Source organism: Aquimarina addita, assembly GCF_039539305.1.
GTDB lineage: Bacteria > Bacteroidota > Bacteroidia > Flavobacteriales > Flavobacteriaceae > Aquimarina > Aquimarina addita.
This window is the reverse complement of sequence record NZ_BAABCW010000001.1, coordinates 112,393-133,280: the sequence shown is the minus strand read 5'-3', so window position 1 is coordinate 133,280 and position 20,888 is coordinate 112,393. Positions and strand designations below refer to the sequence as shown.

Annotated in this window: 15 protein-coding genes and 1 pseudogene; 8 read left to right on the top strand and 8 right to left on the bottom strand. The window is 31.1% G+C overall.

The genetic code is table 11. The features are described from left to right. Nucleotides 1-310: 310 nt before the first annotated feature. The 4 genes from ABD816_RS00605 to ABD816_RS00590 all read right to left on the bottom strand — a co-directional run bounded on the left by ABD816_RS00605 (nt 311) and on the right by ABD816_RS00590 (nt 5,641). Entirely contained in the window at nt 311-1,330 is a 1,020-nt protein-coding gene (locus ABD816_RS00605; RefSeq protein ID WP_344923810.1) for a hypothetical protein, read from the bottom strand. Between the two features lie 326 nt (nt 1,331-1,656). Further along, nucleotides 1,657-2,751 carry a DUF3800 domain-containing protein gene (locus ABD816_RS00600; RefSeq protein ID WP_344923809.1) on the bottom strand — a complete coding sequence of 365 codons (1,095 nt, stop codon included), beginning with the start codon at nt 2,749-2,751 and terminating at the stop codon, nt 1,657-1,659. A gap of 235 nt (nt 2,752-2,986) precedes the next feature. Next, nucleotides 2,987-4,081, bottom strand: a complete 1,095-nt coding sequence (locus tag ABD816_RS00595) for a DUF3644 domain-containing protein (protein WP_344923807.1) — start codon at nt 4,079-4,081, stop codon at nt 2,987-2,989. 450 nt (nt 4,082-4,531) lie between these two features. Beyond that, nucleotides 4,532-5,641, bottom strand: coding sequence for a DUF3810 domain-containing protein (locus ABD816_RS00590; RefSeq protein ID WP_344923805.1), 1,110 nt, complete (start codon nt 5,639-5,641; stop codon nt 4,532-4,534). Nucleotides 5,642-5,838: 197 nt separating this feature from the next. On the opposite strand from ABD816_RS00590, the gene ABD816_RS00585 reads away from it, so the two are divergent. From ABD816_RS00585 to ABD816_RS00555, 7 genes and pseudogenes are all read left to right on the top strand, one after another. Then, nucleotides 5,839-7,299 carry an aminoacyl-histidine dipeptidase gene (locus ABD816_RS00585; RefSeq protein ID WP_344923803.1) on the top strand — a complete coding sequence of 487 codons (1,461 nt, stop codon included), beginning with the start codon at nt 5,839-5,841 and terminating at the stop codon, nt 7,297-7,299. Nucleotides 7,300-7,811: 512 nt separating this feature from the next. Continuing rightward, a complete protein-coding gene (locus ABD816_RS00580) occupies nt 7,812-8,576 on the top strand; it encodes a GLPGLI family protein (RefSeq protein WP_344923801.1) in 765 nt (254 codons plus the stop codon). Between the two features lie 678 nt (nt 8,577-9,254). Then, on the top strand, nt 9,255-9,443 hold the full coding sequence (locus tag ABD816_RS00575) for a hypothetical protein (RefSeq protein ID WP_344923799.1): 189 nt from the start codon (nt 9,255-9,257) through the stop codon (nt 9,441-9,443). A 140-nt stretch (nt 9,444-9,583) separates the two neighbouring features. Beyond that, nucleotides 9,584-10,311 (top strand): annotated as a pseudogene (locus tag ABD816_RS00570) (IS1595 family transposase). Between the two features lie 95 nt (nt 10,312-10,406). After that, complete coding sequence (locus tag ABD816_RS00565) at nt 10,407-11,171, top strand: GLPGLI family protein (protein WP_344923797.1); 765 nt, start codon at nt 10,407-10,409, stop codon at nt 11,169-11,171. A 44-nt stretch (nt 11,172-11,215) separates the two neighbouring features. After that, nucleotides 11,216-11,965 carry a GLPGLI family protein gene (locus tag ABD816_RS00560; RefSeq protein WP_344923795.1) on the top strand — a complete coding sequence of 250 codons (750 nt, stop codon included), beginning with the start codon at nt 11,216-11,218 and terminating at the stop codon, nt 11,963-11,965. Nucleotides 11,966-12,078: 113 nt separating this feature from the next. Further along, entirely contained in the window at nt 12,079-14,721 is a 2,643-nt protein-coding gene (locus tag ABD816_RS00555; protein WP_344923794.1) for a carboxypeptidase regulatory-like domain-containing protein, read from the top strand. Nucleotides 14,722-14,847: 126 nt separating this feature from the next. On the opposite strand, the gene ABD816_RS00550 is transcribed toward ABD816_RS00555, so the two are convergent. Genes ABD816_RS00550 through ABD816_RS00540 form a run of 3 tightly spaced genes read right to left on the bottom strand, consistent with a single transcriptional unit; the run spans nt 14,848 to nt 17,602 of the window. Beyond that, nucleotides 14,848-16,020: a peptidylprolyl isomerase gene (locus ABD816_RS00550; RefSeq protein WP_344923793.1), complete on the bottom strand. Its 1,173-nt coding sequence runs from the start codon at nt 16,018-16,020 to the stop codon at nt 14,848-14,850. Then, nucleotides 16,017-16,589: a gliding motility-associated peptidyl-prolyl isomerase GldI gene (gldI, locus tag ABD816_RS00545; RefSeq protein ID WP_344923792.1), complete on the bottom strand. Its 573-nt coding sequence runs from the start codon at nt 16,587-16,589 to the stop codon at nt 16,017-16,019. The genes ABD816_RS00550 and gldI overlap by 4 nt, the downstream gene beginning before the upstream one ends. After that, complete coding sequence (locus ABD816_RS00540) at nt 16,586-17,602, bottom strand: DHH family phosphoesterase (RefSeq protein ID WP_344923790.1); 1,017 nt, start codon at nt 17,600-17,602, stop codon at nt 16,586-16,588. The genes gldI and ABD816_RS00540 overlap by 4 nt, the downstream gene beginning before the upstream one ends. 255 nt (nt 17,603-17,857) lie before the next feature. Here ABD816_RS00540 and ABD816_RS00535 point away from each other — a divergent pair, with 255 nt between their 5' ends. After that, on the top strand, nt 17,858-18,277 hold the full coding sequence (locus ABD816_RS00535) for a nucleoside-diphosphate kinase (RefSeq protein WP_344923789.1): 420 nt from the start codon (nt 17,858-17,860) through the stop codon (nt 18,275-18,277). Between the two features lie 61 nt (nt 18,278-18,338). On the opposite strand, the gene ABD816_RS00530 is transcribed toward ABD816_RS00535, so the two are convergent. After that, the gene (locus tag ABD816_RS00530; RefSeq protein WP_344923787.1) at nt 18,339-20,888 is read right to left on the bottom strand and encodes a TonB-dependent receptor; all 2,550 of its coding nucleotides are present in this window, start codon (nt 20,886-20,888) and stop codon (nt 18,339-18,341) included.

Here is a 20,888-nt window from a genome sequence, read left to right as displayed (position 1 = left end):
AGAATGGGACAACTAAACACTATAGATGAAGCTTTTATAAGTTATCACATTTTATAGAAAGTTGCCTTGTTGGCCAATCATAATCATAGAGATGCTGGTGGAGCTTATAGAACAGCTACCACATATAGGATGCGGAGTTACTTATAGGGCTGAGTATTGAAATATTGACAACGCTTTAATAGCGTTGCCAACATTCCAACACTCTAAAATCATCATCATAATGAAATAAATAAAATAAAAAAATATCGTAAATTTAACCTAGGACTAGGGAAAGGGCTTTACATAGGATACATTGTTAGTGGTAGTTTTTTTATTTTAATAGTATTTCTATTTTACTCTTGTTTTTTCTTTCAAGACACAGGTTTACCATTGGACATAGAGTATTTAATTCATACAACATACCGATTAAACCATCATCATTTTCATAAGTTTTCATTGTTTTTATAAAATGATCTATTATCACGTGCCAATTTTGCCAAGCTGAAAACCCAATAATGATTTTATATTTTTCTAAAGGAATCATTACAATTTGCCACTGTCTTATATCTTTTTTGAATTTTTCAGATAATATAGAAATTTGATATTTTATTTTTATAGTTTCATATAATTTCAAGTCATTCAAAATTTCAGACATACCTTGAAGTTCCTTGGATTTTTTATTAACGTTAATTTGAGATTTTAAATTATTAAAATAAATGTCAGTTTCTTTTAAAATATTAATATCAATTTTCTCTTTTGAACTTCTTTTCATCGAACTAGAGAAATAGTTGTCAATTAATTTATTAACAGGTATAATATTGTCTTTTGACATTAAAGTTATCGACTTTATTAAAATACCCAAATCCAATAATGAAAACCCAGCTCGAAATAATTTATCAAAACTATCATTTGAAATTGATAAACAATGTTTTAAATTTAATTTGGTTGCCAACTCTTTATGGAATATGGTGAAATCTTCGGTATAGTTAATGATTCCAAGACCTATTACATTTTCATACTCTCCAAAACTAATATCGAAACTACCAAACTCATTTTTACCTATTATATTTCTTCCGTTTTTCCATTCTCTCAGCCAACCTTCTAATTGCCCTATATTATCTTCTATTAATGTTTTTCTTCTATTAAAAATAATTTCAGAAGCTAATCCCTTTTTCGGTTTATTTTTTTGTTTCGCATAAATTAAAAAAATAGTATTGTTACAAGCGTATACTAAGTCGGCAGGCTCTCTTGTAGCATTTCCTTTTTTATATTCATCTGGAGCAAAAATAAAAGGAGCTCCAAATGAAAATTGACTTATAATATTCAATACTTTTTCTTGATTACTATTCAATATAATGATGTGTTTTTAATTCTGACTAACGTAAAAATAATTTACTGTTTATCAATGTTTTACATTTATTCATTTTTACGTTCGCATACGTACTGAAGACTTTTTTGGAGTCTATGGGGGGATTACCACTAACGGTATTGTGTATGAAACGTAGCGTATAAATAGACACTAACTTTCCAGATTATGCACGAGCCGAATTTTTTATTTTTACGTTTAATTTTCTTTTCTAAATAAATCCAAATAGAAAATTTGGTGTACTTTGCAGATAAGAAAAATCTCTCGGAAAGCTTATAATAGCTATGATTTATGCACGGTGTTAGCAGAAGTTATTTTGGATATGAATCATTAAATTTATCTTTATTTTCTAAACTTTTTTCAGCTAAAAAATCGAGTGGATTTATATCATTTTCTCCTTTCTTAAAGTCTTTTTCAAAAAATGACAAATCGGGTTGTAATGGATGAACATTCATATTAGCCAATTTCGAATCAGAAATTATCTTCGAAAGTGTATCATTTTCATTTTGTTCAAGTAAGATATTTTTAGCGTAATAAGCGAATGAACTTGCTATTAAATCTGAAAGTTGTATTTGAATGTGATTTTTCGAGTCAACCATTTCGATTGAATCTATTTGCAATGGAAAGGTCATTTTCCTTTCGTCAAATCCAACATCTACCTTTTTCTTTGAAATGTGTTTTGCCATAAAAATAATGTAGTCTTTCCAAAATTCAACTTGTTTTGAATCATCGTGAATGATTTTAATACTAACATTTTCATTTTTATACCAAACGTCACTCAATATTGTTAAGGATGGTAATGCTAAATCAATAGAAAACTTTTTGATTGATGTTAGTATGTCCTCAATAAAGTCTTTACTTTTTAGAATTGGAAAGAAGAAGTTTTTTTCGCTTTCTTTTTCGATGTGATTAAAAATTTCTTCTGCTTTCAAATAGAAGGAATCTATGGATTCATAATCTTTTTTTCTAATCATTTTTTGAAATCGCTCTAATAATTCGGTGTATTCAAGCTTTGATTCAAATAAATGAGCTTGTAAATAGAGAGATTGCGCAAACATAATATTCAGTCCGTTTTCATAATAGTCTAGACCTAGATTGTAAAAGGTTGTTTCGACTAACTGGTCAACTAAATGTACGCAAAGAGCATACTTTTTATTGTAATAAGCAATTTTGATTCGTTCATATTTAATCAAGGGATTATTTAATATTTCCTTAATTGGTTTTTGATATTTTGGATATTTTTTTAAATTCTTAAAATGAACTTCTGAAGAATTTGTTTTTAGTGGTGATAATATTGCTTCTGCCTCTTCAATTGAAAAATTGTGTGAAACTAAAACATAAATAGGTTGATTTTCATCAAGTAAATTTTGGCCAGTATTTCCAGCTTCATCAAAATAAATATTCATTTATGTCTAATTTGTTTTTGTTTTAATTTCTGCTAACGGCTCGGCTATGATTAGTACGGGAATAAATAAGCGATTAATTTCGATTAAGCACTTAGCCAAAACTTTTTATTTTGTTTTAATTTTTTCATTTTAAAAGCCAAATCAAAAGATTTGGCGGACTTTATAAAAATACACTAAACTTTGGATTAAGCACCAAAACCCATATTAATTATAGCCATTGTTGGCATTTCGTTATTTATTCAACTGTTTCAAATTCAGTTATATTAAAACTTTCCTTGGTCTTAAATTTTGCCTTCCAAATTTCTTTACTCAATTTCTCTTCTCTAATTCCTTTTATTATTAATTCAGCCCAAGCATCCTGATAAACATAATCGTTATGCACTTCATCATAATGACAATAGTTTGTATTTGTGTCAAATGAGTCATCTATATCATTTCCGCTTGCTGGTCTAATTTTAAAGCAACAATATAGACATTGATGGTCATAATGATTAATTTCAAAATCAATCTCAGAGTTTACCTTTTCAATTACATCACTTGGTTTTCTTTTCCCTGGATTAATTGCCTCTTTTTTTACTACTTTATCTTTTATTATTGTAGTTATCTTATCATAATTTTCTCTGTCTGATTCGGATAGAGAATTCCAATTCACAAATTCAACCGCTAAGTCATTTCTATTTGTATTTGATATTTTTGGGACTTGAATTAGTTTAATACTATATTCTTGGGTATTGAAAACCTCCTCTGTTAATGCATTCCTATAAGTTTCAATGAAGTTTTTTAATTCTTTAATCTCTTTAGAAAGTAGTTTTTTACTGGCTTCTAATTGAGACTTTTTTCTAATACGTGAAAATTGAATAGAGAAAGATAAACTTTCATTTAAAGCATATTCCTCACCGAAAAAATCTATTAAGGTATTTTCAAAGTTATAGAGTAGTGCTTGACATTCTCCAAATATCATAATACCAACTTCGTCTCTATCTATGTGTCTGTGTTCAATTTTGTTTCTCAGTTTAATAAAGAAAGCTAAATTAGACTTTACAGATGATGAGACTCCACCGTGTTTAGTAATACAAGTTTTAAGCTCCCAAGATTTCTTTTCACCGTCAATTGTCTGATATCTTCCATTAGTATTTTTGTAATAATATTTGCTTCCAATTGTATTATGAAAAAAAGCGTGAAATAGTCTGGTCCAAGCCATAATCATATGTGTAATAAATCCTTCTACACGAAAAGGTGTTCTAGGTTTATTATAAATTTCGACTGCTAATAATGCAGATTCAATTGAGCTTTCTAGAGTTAATTTCGTTCTTCCTTTTCTTAAGCTCATATTGTATTTCGTAGTTTTTTTTTAATGAATGCCAACAACCGAGTAAAACACATGTCTTAATACATCCGATTGTAAATGTTTATAAATACTTGTAAATGACTAAATAGATTATCTAGCCCTTCTGAAAGTTAAAAGTAAGGGAATCCACCTCATGATTTTTACGGGAAACCGCAAATGGTGATTTTATTTTTAATAAAGCTATAACATTAATGAGGTATTATAAATAGGTATGTATACTTGCTTTTGATTAAGGTGTAGAAAAGTAATAGATCGTCGCTTTTCTAGATAGATAGTATGGATGGTACATCAATGGGGTATAGAGATGTAATTAGTAGATCAAAGCATAGAAGTACTTTGATGTAACTATGTTAGCTAGTTAGAAAGCGTTAGCTGTAATCGTTTTATTGTACTACTTTAATGGGTGTTTTATAAAGGTGTTGTCTTATTATTTTACAAACCATTCTTATAATAGTTCACTAAAAGGGCTACTACATAACTATAGGTTTCCATCCCATCGGGTTGGTTGTTTGCTTTGAGATAGCTATCATAAGTACTTTTAAAAACAGGTTCTAAGGGATTTTGATAGCTTTCCCAGAATGTATTGACTTCTCTGTAGTTTTCACGAATACCAAATCTTAATTTTTCGATCTGACAGATTGCTTTTTGTTCGTCTCTAAGGTATAAGTCGTTCAAACAAAATTTTAAAGCAAATGTAGTTCCGCTATACTTAAAATAGGGATCATCATAATTCATTGTCGTTAAGGCCGCTATAAAATTTGCTTCATTTTCTTTAGCAAATCCTAATTGATGGGCTACTTCATGACAACTGGTAGTAGGGGCTTTATATGTTAGAATGCAACCATTGACTTGTGCTTCGCCAGTAATGGGGTTAAGATATCCACTGAATCCCATATAAGTAAGCGGAATACTAAGAATAGATTTTTTAATGCTTTTAGGCGTATAGCCGTATATTGGTAAAATATTACTAATTTGCTCATAGGCAGGTATAGTTTTCTCAAAGATTTCTTCTTTGGTATAGGGTATTTGGATAGCAAGTGAATCATCAGACGATAAAGATGTGTGTAATAGGTTAGCTTCGAGAATTAATTTTTCTGTAACACGGATCAATTCTTCTTCTGTATATTCATCATCGATTTTTATGATTTCGTGCATCGGTAGGCGATAGTAATTCATGCCCCATAGTATATGAAAGCAAGCATATACTATAGAAGTGGTAGCTCCTATATCTAATAATATGGTTTTCCACGAAATTCCTTTTCTGAATACTTTGGTAATTAAAAAATGAATTAGTAAAACAATCAATATACAATATCCTATATCACCAAACGAAAAAGGAATCCATCCAAAGGCATATCGCAACGCTTTAGAAATAAAAATAAAAAGCCAATTGCTATAAAAACGTTCAATAAATTCTGGAAATAACCCAAGAATTTTGATGATTACAATTTGAATGGGTAGCAGTATTGTAAGAAGTGTTTTTGTTCTGGATTGCATGAAGTATAAATCAAATCGAATGGTAAAGCTACGATTTTTAATCAAAAGTAGCTCTTTATAGAGAAGTGTCTTTGGGAGTATGAAAGAATGTAATAAAGTAATTTGTAGTGATTTTAAGCAATAGATGCATAGAATATGATATAATATAGTGTCTTTTAATACTAACATCGGGATAAACACTATGTACCTTAAGATTTGAATTCAGCAATCCAAATGGTACATTTGCTAAAAACTCAATAACTATGAACTCAGAAATAAGATTGCTAAAGCCTACAGCGCTTTGGAATAAATTTGCAGACCTTAATGCGGTGCCTAGACCTTCTAAAAAAGAAGAACGAGTAATTGCATTTATGAAAGATTTTGGAACATCTTTAGGACTAACGGTTGAGACCGATAAAATTCAGAATGTATTGATCAAAAAGCCAGCTACTGCAGGTATGGAAGATCGAAAAACGGTAGTAATGCAGTCTCATCTTGATATGGTACATCAGAAAAATGCAGATACAATCTTTGATTTTGAGAAACAAGGGATAGAAATGTATGTTGATGGAGATTGGGTGAGTGCTAAAGAAACGACACTAGGAGCTGATAATGGGATTGGGGTTGCAACGATTATGGCAATTTTAGAATCCACAGATATTCCACATCCTGCCATAGAAGCCTTATTTACTATAGACGAAGAAACGGGAATGACTGGGGCAATAGAATTACAGCATAATTGGTTGCAAGGAGAGATTTTACTAAATCTCGATACAGAAGAGGATGATGAGATTGGAGTAGGTTGTGCTGGCGGTATAGATGTAACTGCAACCAGAGCTTATAAGGAAGAAGAAGTGCCAGAGGGTAAAAAGGCATATACAATTGCAGTAACCGGACTTACCGGAGGGCATTCTGGTATGGAAATTCATAAAGGGTTAGGTAATGCTAATAAAATTATGAATCGATTGTTATTTGATGGCTTCGAAAATTTTGGATTAAGAATTTCTGAAATACAAGGAGGAAGTCTTCGCAATGCGATCCCAAGAGAAAGTTTTGCAACTGTAGTAATCGATGCAATGCATACAGAAGTTTTTGAGTATGAGTTGAATGAATTGAGTAAGGTTATCATGAATGAGCAATCGATAACAGATCCTAATTTGATCATACATATTCAACCATCTTCAGCACCTGATAAAATCATGGATTTGGGAGTGCAAGAAGGGTTACTTAATGCGTTATACGCAGCTCATAATGGAGTGTATACGATGAGTGCTTCTATTCCGGATCTTGTAGAAACATCTAATAATATTGCTAAAGTAACAATAGGGAAGGGGCACATACATATAGCTTGTTTAACCAGAAGTAGCGTGGAATCCTCTAAACAGGATATGGTTAATATGTTACGTGCTACATTTCAATTAATAGGGTGCGAAGTTATAACGGGAGGAGATTATCCTGGTTGGGCTCCTAATATGGATTCACCGATCCTAAAAGTGCTGGATAGATTATACGAAAAACTAAATGGTACAAAAGCACACGTAGCTGCTTGTCATGCAGGACTAGAATGCGGTATTCTGGGACAGCATTATCCGCATATGGATATGATTTCTTTTGGTCCCACGATATTAGGAGCACATTCTCCAGATGAAAGAGCTAGTATTTCTTCTGTACAAAAATATTGGACATTTGTTAAAGAGATCTTACGAGAAATTCCGGTGAAGTAAATTATGGTGAATTTACAAGTTTTTAAATTTTGCTCTATTGAAATTTAAAAATGTTAATTGTTGTAAATTAACTGCTAATTAAAAGTTAATTTAGCGGAAATAATCTCAGTTTAAATAATTTATAAATTAAGCACAAATTATTTAAAATTATGAAGAAATTATTTTTATTGGGGCTTTAATTGTAGGGTCAATTTCATTTGCGAATTTTAACAATTTAGAAGAGATTAAAGAACAAAGTAATACAGTAATAGTAGAAGATGCAGGCTGTACTTTATGGAGGTGTGTAAGGACTGAGGGGGAGAATGTATTAGCGGAAGAATGTATATGTGTACGCTAAGTAGTATTTTAAATCTCAAATAATACTTTAAGAAGATCAGTCTTTTAAAGAAGTTGATCCTCTTAGAGTATTAATTACTGTTTCAGTAAATTATTTTATTATAAATAATGTTTTATTGAAACATATTATTAATATTAGATATATAATTTTGTTAGAATTTTTTAATTTTAAATCAATGACTGTAAAAGTAACATTTCTTTTATTATTTTCTTTATTATTATGTCCGGTCTGGTCACAAACGTACACTATAGGATATAAAATGTATTCCAAAAATATTCATGGTGATCTCGACGAGATGAGTAAAGAATTTTTAACCAATCCTATAGATAAAAATAGCGAGCCAGATTTACAGTTGGTATACTGCAATGGCGTATCATTATGCGGTCCAATATCAGAAAGTAAAGAAGTCGATGATAATAAAAATAGTAATGAAAATAAGATATCAACTATTCGTGTCATGCATTCTGTATTTTACCAAAATCAAGAAGAAAATCTGTATATGCAAGATTATGGAGATTTCTTTATTCCCTTTGGAGAGACAGAAAATCCTGTGATCTCTGGAGAATTAGAGCGGTATGACTGGAAGATTACTGAAAAAGAAATGATCATTTCTGGATATCATTGTACATTAGCGACTACAGTAGATAGTAATGGGGAGAAAATAGTTGCTTGGTATACAGATGAGATACCGATTATACACGGGGTCAATGGCTTTTTTGGACTGCCCGGGCTTATCTTACAATTGCAGGTAGAAACTAGGATTCTATATGTAATGACTTCTATACAACAAGAGAATAAGCAGACAAGCCTGGAAAAACCTACAGGCAATATGATGAGTCAGGAGGAATTCACGCAATATACTAAAGAATTGACAAAACCAAGAACTACAATAACTCCAGATGGGCGAGAACGAAGGGTTCGAATTATACCGAATAATTGAAAATATAAACGAAGTTTTCTTAGATATACCTTCTAATAAAATTAGTATGAAAATTATATTCTTATTCTCACTTTTCTTAGTGTCATATTCGCTGTTTTCTCAGACGTATATTATTAATTCGGTATACAGGAGAGATTTCTATTAATGACGGTCTAAGAGAATTTTGGGGACTACTGGGATTAATTTTGAATGAGCAAATTAATGATAAGGTATTGATTGCTGCAAGATCAATTAAAAAATTAGATAAGGATATTGATATACCACGCCCTACAAAAGGCAATAAAATGACACAAAAAGAATTTTTGTAACTCAGAAAAAAAGTTACCTACCAAGAGTTAAGTCAAATTGGTTTAATAGAGATATGTTAAATTATTATTCTTGAGTTTCTGTGAGATTTAGGATTAGTGCTATTTTATTTATGAAATAGGATTTTTTATTTGTTTTCCAATGACAAAGTGTAATCATGTGTTTTTTTAAACACATTTTTCTAATGTAGAAACTAGTAAACCACTAATAAAATCGATAACTACAATATTAAATACGGTCTTTTATGGGGAATAATGAAGTTTAAAATTATGTTAAATAAGCACTAATTAAAAGTTAATTTAGCGGAAATACCCCTTAATTAAATTATAAATAGATTTATGATTAGTTATTAATCACAAGTTATTTAAAATTATGAAGAAAGTATTTTTATTGGGGGCTTTAATTGTAGGGTCAATTTCATTTGCGAATTTTAACAATTTAGAAGAGTTTAATGAACAAAGTAATACAGTAATAGTAGAAGATGCAGGCTGTATAGTATGGAGATGTGAAAAAACTATTGAGCCACAACTAGAGTATGAAATTTGTTCTTGTGTACGTTAAGTAGTGTTTTGTACTTTGATTAATACCCCAAGAGGATTATCTTCTTGGGGTATTAATCACTTTTTAGTAAATTATTCTATTATAAATTTATTGAGTTAGTCATTTAATTTCTGCATTTTGTTTTAGTAAAATCAAAGATAATGGAAGTATTTGAAGGACAAAAGTATACTAAAGTTTATAAAAGAAATGCCCAATGATGAAGCTTGTAAAGCTTATTTAGCAAAAATAAAATGGCAAGATAGCTTTACCTGTATGAATACGGTCATTCTAACGGTTGCGAAAAAGCAGGATATAATTATCAGTGTTATGACTGTCAACGTATAGAAAGCTCCAGGGTTTGGTGTTTTTTGCAAAAAGTTAGAAAGGCCTTTGAAAATAGCCAGCAGTACCCTTTGTCGGAGTTAGTTCTCGTTTATGAATTTACGATAGGCAAGCAAGGTCGTAGCTACGATTATAAAAAGGAAAAGCTGTTAAAGCGGTGGAGTTAAATAGAAAACATCAAATAAAGAGAGTCTTTGTAAAGTCTATTGATAATTATTCAGGTAAATCTCTAACTCCTATTTTTGAGGAATACATAAGCAAAACAGCAAAAGTTGTTACAGATAAATGGAGAGGATATGAACTTTTAAAAGCAATGTATAATATTGAACAGAAATTAAGTATCCAAGGTAAGAACTTTAAAGAGTTACAAATTGTTATAATGCAATTAAAGTCTTGCTTAAGAGCCATACCAACTCATGTCAGTTAATGGTATATTCAAGCTTATTTTAACGAGTTTTGTTTTAGGATAGATAGATCACAACATAAGCAAAGTATTTTTTACAAAACTATAGAAAGAATGATAAATACGAAGCCTCTGTATCACTAAAATATAAAATAGGTACTAAGTACATAACTCAATAAATTTATTTATTAAAACATCATATCAAAGGTGTTTTATCAAACTTTTTAAATTATAAATTAATGAATCTTAAAGTAACATTTCTTTTATTATTTTCTGCTGTATTATGTCCAGTCTGGTCACAAACCTTTACCATAGGGTATCAAATGTATTATGAAAGTATTCATGGAGATCTCGTAGAGATGAGTAAAACACTGGTAAATAACCCTCTTGATAAAAATAGTAAACCAGATTTGCAGTTGGTATATTGTAATGGAGTTTCATTATGTGGACCAATAGCAGAAAGTAAAGAAATAAGCGATGAAAAAAACAGTAATGAAAATAAGATATCAACTACTCGTATGCGTCATTCTGTGTATTACCAAAATCAAGAAGAAAATCTATTTATGAAAGATTTTGGTGATTTTTTGGCTCCCTTAGGAGAGACTGAAAACCCTGTGATCTCTGAACAATTAGAACGGTATGATTGGAAAATTAGGGACAAAAAAATGATGATTTCTGGATATCATTGCACGTTAGCGACAACAATAGATATCAATGGGGAGCAAATAACGGCATGGTATACCGATGAGATACCGATTATGCATGGAGTTAATGGTTTTTTTGGACTGCCCGGGCTTATTATACAACTACAGGTTGAAACTAGGATTCTATATATAATGACCTCTATACGGCAAGAGAATAAGCAAACAAACTTGGAAAAACCCACAGGCAATATGATGACTCAAGATGAATTCCAGAAATATGTTAAAGAAGTGACTCGTCCAAGGACGATAACAACACCCGATGGACAGGTTCAAACGATCCGACCTATATCGAATAATTGAAAACATAAGCGAAGTTTTTAGATATATCTTCTAATAAAATAATTATGAAAAATTTATTTATACTATCTTTTTTATTAGTGTCGTGTTCATTGTTTTCTCAATCTTATGTAGTGAACTATAATGAGTACTTTTCTTTTAAAGATGGTAATATTGAAGATTTGAGAGAGCAGCTTAAAAGTAGCGAAAAAGAGGATAGACCTGTAATGACATTATTGTATAAAAATGGAGAGTCTTTTTATGGATATTCTGAGCATAATTATGAAGTAGATGATAAGGAAAAAAGTGCAGTAGAGAGGCAAGTGTCTAGTGCCGTGTCAACTAGCAACTATTATAGAAATCAAAAAGAACAAGTACTTCTCATGAATTATTTTAATTTTATGCCAAATTTTGAATATGGAGAAGATATTTTGATACAAGATGTTTTGCCTATATTTGAGTGGGAAATTACAGATATAAAAGATACGATTTCTGGATATTCGTGCACGCTGGCAAAGTCAACAAAAAAGAATGGAGCCAAAATAGTAGCGTGGTTTACAGAAGATATCGCTATCAATGATGGGCCAAGAGAATATTGGGGACTACCAGGATTAATTTTACAAGTACAGATTAATGATAAGGTATTGATTGCTGCAAGATCAATTAAAAAATTAGATAAGGATATTGATATACCACGTCCTACAAAAGGCAATAAAATGACACAAGAAGAATTTTTGATATTGAGAAAGGAATTAACCAAGCCGAGAACGTTTACAGCACCTGACGGGTCAGTAAGAACTATTTCCAGACCACAATAATTATGTGTTGAACATTCTTATTATAAATCAATTAAAAATACAAGAACTTTTTATGCTAAACATAAAAAGTTCTTGTATTTTTAATTAAATTTTCTGAGCAATCCAGCTTTTTTATGCACAAATATTTTATATTACTTTCCTTATTATTTTCTTTTTCTGTTTTTGCACAATATGAAATACGTGGTACCATTACAGATAATACTAATGAAAAGGTATCTTTTGCAAATATACAGATTCATAAGGGTGAAAAATTAATTTCTTATGGCACTTCTAATACTAATGGGGCGTATGTTATTAAACTTAAAAGTGCAGGTACTTATAGTGTTAAGGTAACCCATATGCAATTTGTGCCCTTAGAAGATACACTCGTGGTATCGGATGACCAGAATACCTTGATGAAAAATTATATTCTTACAGAAAATGCTGAGGATCTGGGAGAAGTTATTTTAAAATTTGAGCCTAAAGTTATGGAGATTAGTACTGATACTATTACCTATAATATAAAGGCACTAACAAATGGTACGGAAAATAATCTTGCTGATGTCATTGATAAGTTACCTGGGGTAGAACTCAATGCGAGTGGACTAATTACGGTGAATGGAAAGGCAATTAAAAAGCTGTTAATTGATGGAGAAGAATTATTTAAGAAGCAACATCGTTTAACAGCAGAGAGCGTTACCTCTGAGATGGTAGAAGGCATCCGATATCTGGATAAGTTTAAGGATTTTGGCAATATTAGTGGATTTGATAACAAGCAAATGCGAGCTCTGGATATCAGTATTAAGGATGAATATAAAAATAAAATTACAGGAGATGTCAAAGCTGGTGGAGGGTATGCAGATAAAACATTAGGCCATGTAAATTTATATCGGTTAGGAGGGAGGCTTAAAATTGGATTTATAGGAGATTATAATTCATTAGGTAGACAATCAATTACTTCTAACGAATATGATCAGCTTACCCAGACTATAGAACAAGATGATTTTAGTTCCAGTGGGATACAAATACGGGAACAAAATGAACAAACTCCTAAGTTTTTTGACCCTACTACAGATGTTTCAAAAAGAGAAAATGGCTTTGGAGCTTTTAGTTTTATCTACAAGCCAAAAGAAAACTTTAAAATATCTCTACTCAATTTATCTAGTAATACTGCACAAAAACAACGCTTTTTGTTGACTAGAAATTTTTTTGAAGATGATCTTCTTTTTCAGGAAGAAACAAGAAATGTAACAAGTGGTTTTTTTCTGAATACCAGCTTATTAGAACTAGGCTATCAGCCTAATGAATACAGTTTTTTTAGTTATGTTGTAAATTATAGCCCTCAGCAATCTGATGATGAATATAGGATTAATACATCAGATCAAAATGGAAGTACTGATTTTTTGCAACAATATGATAATGAAGGGTGGAGTCTGGATCAGCAACTATCTTTTGTAGGTAGAATAGGTGCTAAAACATTATTAAAATGGTCTGGATTAGCAGAAATACAAGAATTAGACGCAAACTTGGATATTACAGCAAGCGCTCCCTTTCTGGGACTCAATTTTAATGATGACTTTAAAATCACACAATTTCAAAAACAAAATTCAAAACGTTTTGGTTATGAATTACAGGCGGTAACTAACTACAAACATGCAAAGTTGGATATTCATCAAGGAGTACTGTTCTCTGATGATGTTTTTGGTAATGAGATTGCAGTAAGAGATGAGTTTACTCAGACAACACAAACGGATCGAACGGATAGTTATATAGGAGTACGATATAGAGGGAAAATTGCTAAAAAATTGGAATATAAAACAGCTTTAGAATATCGATATTTGTTTTTTAAGAGATTTGATGAGGTATTCGATGACTATTTTGTACTCCCATCAGTTTCGATGAATTATAAGATTAATTCATCGAAACAATTAGATATTAGCTATTCTTATGATTTTGAATTACCTGGCAGTAAAACGGTTCATAGTGGAGATGTAGCAGAGGATTTTTTTACTAAATCATCGATAAGTATGGTAGCCCAGAATGAAATCTTTCCATCTCATACAATTAGAGCTTATTTTATGAATTTTAAAGCGAGTACAGGATCTAATTTTTTTGCATTTGCTGATTATAATTATGCCCCAGAGTTTTTGTCATCTAATACTTTTTTGAGTCAAACTAATGTGGTCAATACTCAAAACATTGTTGGAGATAACAGACAGCGGTTGATGCTAGGGTCTCGTATTAATTATCGAGTTCGTAAATTGAAAGCAAATATTTTTGTTAATACTGACTGGTTTCTTAATCAGGAAGAAAACCAGATTGGTTTGCTCGATAATATAGCAGAAACATCAAGATTTAGTCAAAAATTAGGAATATATTCTGGATATAGAAAAGGAGTTAATTATAATCTGGGAGTTGACTATCAAATAATTGATTATAGTACGAGTGTGAATTCTATTGAAACAAAATCTGTGGTTACTAAACCATATCTATATATTACGGGTAGTTTTTTTAAAAAGAAGGCGTCTTGGAGTCTTGGAGGAGAATATGCAATTTATAAAACTGATTTGACTCAAACTGAAATAATGGATATAAAGCCTACAGTTAGGTATAAATTGGATGATAATTGGGAACTTACTTTAGAGGGAAATAATATTCTTAATATTGATAACTCTGAGATTGCTGAGAATATAAACACATCAAACTATACTGAAAGTAGGATTAGTGATACACTAGAAGGTTATTTAGTTCTAGGAGTATATTATCGTTTAAAATAAGGATAATGATTTTAAGAAGTTTACATTATATTAGAATATAGAAAAAAAGACCTATCAGATTTTTTAAATTTGATAGGTCTTTTTTTTTATGCTTACATTGATCATTCTATGAGAGCAACTACTATTTTATTTCACTGGTGCCGCTTGTGTTGGTGCTTCTGCAATACTTAATAGTTCTAATTCGAAAATTAATTCAGAATTAGGAGGAATAGGTCCTGTTGCTTTATCACCATATCCAAGATGTGGTGGGATAAAGATGATTGCTTTATCACCTACTTTCATCTGTTGAACTCCTTCTGCAAAACCTGGGATCATTTGCGCATCCGGAGAATATTTCATGGTCATAGGAGCATATCCTTTTGGATGTGCTGCACGACGCTCATTAAATATTCCGAATTCTTCAGCTACTTCTCTTTTGTTAGTGTCAAATATTTTTCCATCTTTAAAATACCCTTCATAATTAAGATTAACCATATCCGTAGATTTTGGTTTCTCACCATTTCCTTCTTCTGTTAAAAGAATTTCTAATCCACTTTTTAATTTCGTTGCTTTTTTTCTTAATTCTTCATGCTCTGCTGCAACACCAGGATATTTAAGCGCTATTTCTGCAAGTCTTTCCTTTTCTATACGTTCTGCTTCTAATTTTTCTGCTTCTAGTACTGCTAATTTTTCCTCAAAAGCTGCTTTAGCATCAAAACTTTTAGCATCAGCTCCTTTTCTAATGATATTTACTTCCAGCATTTTTATTTCATCTACCGGCTTATCACCAGGCTTTTTAGTTTCTACAACTCCGATGCTGTCTATGATTTCCTGCCCTACTACGATTTCTCCAAAAACGGTATGCTTGTTATTCAACCAGGGTGTTTCTTTTAGAGTAATAAAAAACTGACTTCCGTTTGTTGCCGGCCCAGAATTTGCCATGGATAAAATTCCTTTTGATTTATGAGTTAAAGAATCTACAAATTCATCCGGGAATTTATAACCGGGATCTCCTGATCCGGTTCCTAAAGGATCTCCTGTTTGGATCATAAAATCTTTAATAATTCTATGAAAGATAATACCATTATAATATTTTTTTCCTTTTAATGAATCATCAACCATCGTATTGGTTCCTTCTGCAAGAGAAACAAAGTTTCCTACAGTTAATGGTGTGTCTTTATAAAATAGTTCTGCTACTGCAGTACCCTTATTGGTTACGATTTCTGCATAGATTCCATCTGCTAAATCAGGGTATTTGTCGTTGCAATTGCTAAAGGTGAATGCAATAATTGCTAAAACTAAAAGATTTAATTTTTTCATTTTTTTTGTGAAGTTTTAATTTCTGTTGTTGATTGTTTGTCGATTTTATTGAGTGTTACTTTTGATATTAACGGAATATTTGTCCCAATCTTATCATCGTCACCATAATATCCGTAAGATTGATAAGATGGGAAGAGGAATGTCACAATTTCTCCTTCTTTCATAAGCTTTAAGCCCTCTCGCAGTCCAAAAAATAATTCTTCCTGATCAATAGAATAGGTTACAGTGTCAATTTCGGCTTCGCTATAAATTAGCTGACCATCCAGATTTTTTAAATTATACGTAAAATGAACTACATCTCCAAACTCTGGAGTACTTGTAGAAACTGTATCCTTTTTATGATAGTGATACCAGAAGCCTCCTTCTGATGAAATATAAGTGTGTAGAGAATCTTCTTTGATAATTTGTTGAATTCTGGTTTCTTCTTTTGCCGTTAGTTCAATGTTTCTATTTATAGATGTATTCATAAAAGATCCTGAAGAAACACTAATAGGTCTCCTCGCTTCTGGAGTTTTACAGGCTCCAATGAGAAGTGTCAAAAAACTAAAAATTATCAAAAGTGGTTTCATGAGTGTAAGGCATTTTTATAGTCTGGTAAGATACTAATAAATTTCTCAACAGTTTCCTTTAATGAAAGATCACTTTTTCCTCCTGCAGCATTATGATGACCGCCTCCTTCAAAATGATTTCTGGAAAATTCATTCACAGAAAAATCGCCTTTAGATCTCAATGAAATTTTAATGATTTTTTCATTTTTATTTTCAATAAAAATAGCAGCAAATTTTATTCCTTCCAGTGATAATCCCATATTCACAAATCCTTCTGTGTCTCCTTTTTTAAAATTATGATCATCCAATTCTTTTTGAGATATAGTAATGTATGCAGCATTATATTCTGGCAGAATTTTTAAATTCTTTAAAGCTACTCCCTGTAGTTGTAATCTCGAATAGGTATTGGTATCGTATATTTTTTCATGAATAGCCGTATTATCAGCACCTCTATCAATCAGATCCGCTAATACTCTATGGGTATTACTTGTCGTAGATCTGAATCTGAATGAGCCCGTATCCGTCATAATCCCTACATAAATGCAAGTTGCAATATCGGCATTAATTTTATCGAGATCTCCTAATTTATCTATAAAATGATATACCATCTGACAAGTAGAACTCATTCCTGTGTCGCTATAGGTAAATGTAGCATATGTATCTGGTTGTTGATGATGATCAATCATTATGAACGTTGTATCTGTAGTTGCCAGAACTGTTTCTAAATGTCCACTTCTCGAAAGATGATTAAAGTCTAGTGTGAAAATAATATCGGCCTCCTTTATTTTAGAAACTACAGTTTCTCTATCATTGTCATAGGTGAGTACAGTGTCTTCTCCAGGAATCCATTTTAAAAATGTAGGGTAATTATTAGGAGTGATTACTACAGAATGATGTCCTAATCCAGATAAATAATGATGTAATGCTAAAGTAGAACCGATAGCATCTCCATCAGGATTTTTGTGTGGGATAATTACAATTTTTTTAGGAGTGTTCAATAACTCTTTTATTTCTTTGATCTCTGTTGTATTCATAGGTCAGCGAATATACTATTTATACCTATTATTCATTGAGTTCGGTACCATAAAATTTTCATTTTTACGAAGCACTTATAGAGACTTTAAAATGTAAAGATAAGTTGTAGCGATACTTTATAAGGATATTTCTTGTTTTTGATCCTTTTATCTATATTTTTGCAAAAAAATGCTTTCGATTCTAATGTTCGGGAGATTTTAAAAAAAATAAGTTTCCTTTTTATAGGAAAATATGATAAATATTAAATTTTGAAAATGGCAACAAATAGAACTTTTACAATGCTTAAGCCGGATGCGGTAAGAAAAGGATACATTGGAGCAATCCTTGAGCAAATTACAGCTTCAGGTTTTAGAGTAGTAGCAATGAAATTAACACAGCTTACTACAGATGATGCTAAAGCTTTCTATGCAGTTCATAGCGAACGTCCTTTTTATGGGGAATTAGTGGATTATATGACTAGTGGTCCTATCGTAGCTGCTATTTTAGAGAAAGATAATGCAGTAGAAGATTTTAGAACTTTAATTGGTGCAACAAATCCAGAAGATGCAGCAGAAGGAACAATTCGTAAGAAATTTGCAACTTCTATAAGTGAAAATGCAGTCCACGGTAGTGATAGTGATGAAAATGCTGCTATAGAAGGAGCTTTCCATTTTTCTGGAAGAGAACAATTTTAAACAATAGAAGTATTTTTTGTATTATAAAGACCATTCAGAAATTTCTGAATGGTCTTTTATTTTACCAAAACACTCTAAAACTTATATTAGGTGTAACTCCCAGTGCAAAGATATCTCTGTTAATCAATTGATTGTCTAATGAATTGGTAGTTCTAAATTCTCGGTTTAATAAATTCTTTCGACCATAAAGATTCACTACAGATAAACCAAGACGATAAGTAAGTCTAGGATTAGATTTGATTTTAAAATCATAGATGGTAGAGAAGTCTAATCTATGATATACTGGTAAGTTATTACCATTAATTTGGTCATAATCCAGTAGGATAAGATTGCCATCTGTAGATATGTTTGATATATTAGTGTATGATTTGCCAGTATGCCATATCCAACCCAGAGAGAATTGAAAATTCTGTATTTTATAGAAGTGAGACCACTTTATAGTATGTTCAATATTCCAGTTACCTGGAAAAGATTTATTGTCATTAATATTCTCAAATGTATTCTGAGTGTTGATATATGAATAGCTGACCCAGGTTTTATATTTTTTAAAGCGTTTTTTTAAGAAAAAATCAATACCATAGATGTTGCTTTCTCCTAAATGATAGTTGTTATCAACAGGGTTAATAAAACCTGCCGTTAATGAAGTAATATTGTTGATTTTTTTATAATACCCATCTATATCAAAATGCCATTTGTTTTTTCTGAAACTACTACCTAAAGTGGCTTGATAGCTAGTGATAACAGGAAATTTTTCTTCATCGGCAAGTGTCCAAACCTGATTCTCCAAGGGTAAATCACTAATTACAGATTCTTTAATCTGACTTACTGCCTGACTTCTAAATTCTCCGGTGGCACTAATTTTCCAGACTGGCGAAAGATTTTTTTGAATAAAGATACGGGGTTCTATAAAAGCTTTTGATACACCCACATATTGATTCCATCGTATTCCTGCAGATAGATATAGATTATTGAAGGTTTCAAACCTGTATTCTGTAAATAAAGCGTGTGTGTTAAGTAATCGATCATCTTGATCTAATATCAACTCATAATCTGGAGTTGTAGTGATAAAAGCATATTTGATAGCATTATTAGAATACTGATATCCGCCAATAATCTTTTGATGATCAGTTAAGGCATAATGTAGTTCCAGCTTAGCACCTATATCTTTTATCTGATTTTTTTTGCTTTCAATTTCAGTAGTAGTTCCTGATATTCCTGTTTTAAATTGATAGTTAAGAAGGTATTTACTGTAATAACTATTGGTATATTGGACTAGTTTGCGATTCCAGATATGATTCCAGCTTATATTATAGCCTTCATTTTCAGTGATTAAATCATCATTAAGAGAAGTAATACCATCATTTTTTTTATAATTCAAATCATTTTTATTGTACAATGCATTGATCTCAATTTTATCAGCATCTGAAATATCTGCGATTAGTTTGGCATTATAATCCATGAAAAAGAAATCATTTTTTACCTCTGTACCTGTTGAATTTTCTGTAATAGAAATGTTCTGAAAAACGCGATCTGAAAATTGTTTATAAGTAAACGTTTCTAAGATGTCAGTATATGATCTTCTTCCAGAGAGTTGCAGTGATACTTTATCTTTAATGATAGGGGTGTGGATAACCGCATCAGTATTGATCATATTAAAACCTGTATTTCCTGTAAAGTGTTTAGCAACCTCATTATCTGTTTTGATATCAATAACACCTGCAATTCTATCACCATACCGAGCACTGATTCCACTTTTATGAAAATCCACTTCTTTGACAGCATATGGGTTAAAAGCTGATAGCATGCCAAACAAATGTCCTTGATGATATGTTTTAATACCATTCCATAAAACTAAGTTTTGACTGGGTACACTACCTCGTACATAGATTCCGGATACAGTTTCAAATGGACTGTTTACACCCGGCGCTAATTGAATACTTTGCAGAATATCCGGTTCAGTTAGTCCTGGTAAGATTGCAATATCATTTAATTTAATATTGATTACTTTCTTATCTAATGTAATACCTCTGGTTAGATATTCTCTGATAACCACAGGGTTCAATTCTTCTACGGTGTTCTTGATATAGATACGAGAGCATTGCTTGTTTAAAAGAGAAGAAGCTGTTACTACTTTTTGTCTGAATCCATCAGCGCTAATCAATATTGCAGAACTAAAAGGAACCTCTTTGTTCTCAAAGTAGCCATTAGCGCCTGTGACAAGGTTTATTTTAGAACTTTTAATAAAGACACGAATGTTTTCAAGTGGTTTTTCATTTTCGTCTAAGATATATCCACAAATATGAATAGTATCAGTGTTATTATATGTTCTGATACTAATAAAATTATCTCCTGTTTTCTCAAATTTTAATTGAGTTTGTTCTTCAAAACTTCGTAATAGCTCAGTAAAACTAGTTTCTGAGGTAAATTGTGCTGAAACAAATTTATTAGAAAGTGTAATATCAAGGTAAGAAAATTTTATAGCATATGTATTTTCAATAATAGGAATTATATCAACTAATAGTTCATTTTTAATGTCATAAACTTTTGTTTTTTCTTGTGAAAAAACAGCCATACTTACTACAAATAAGCATACACATAAAAGTTTGGTCAT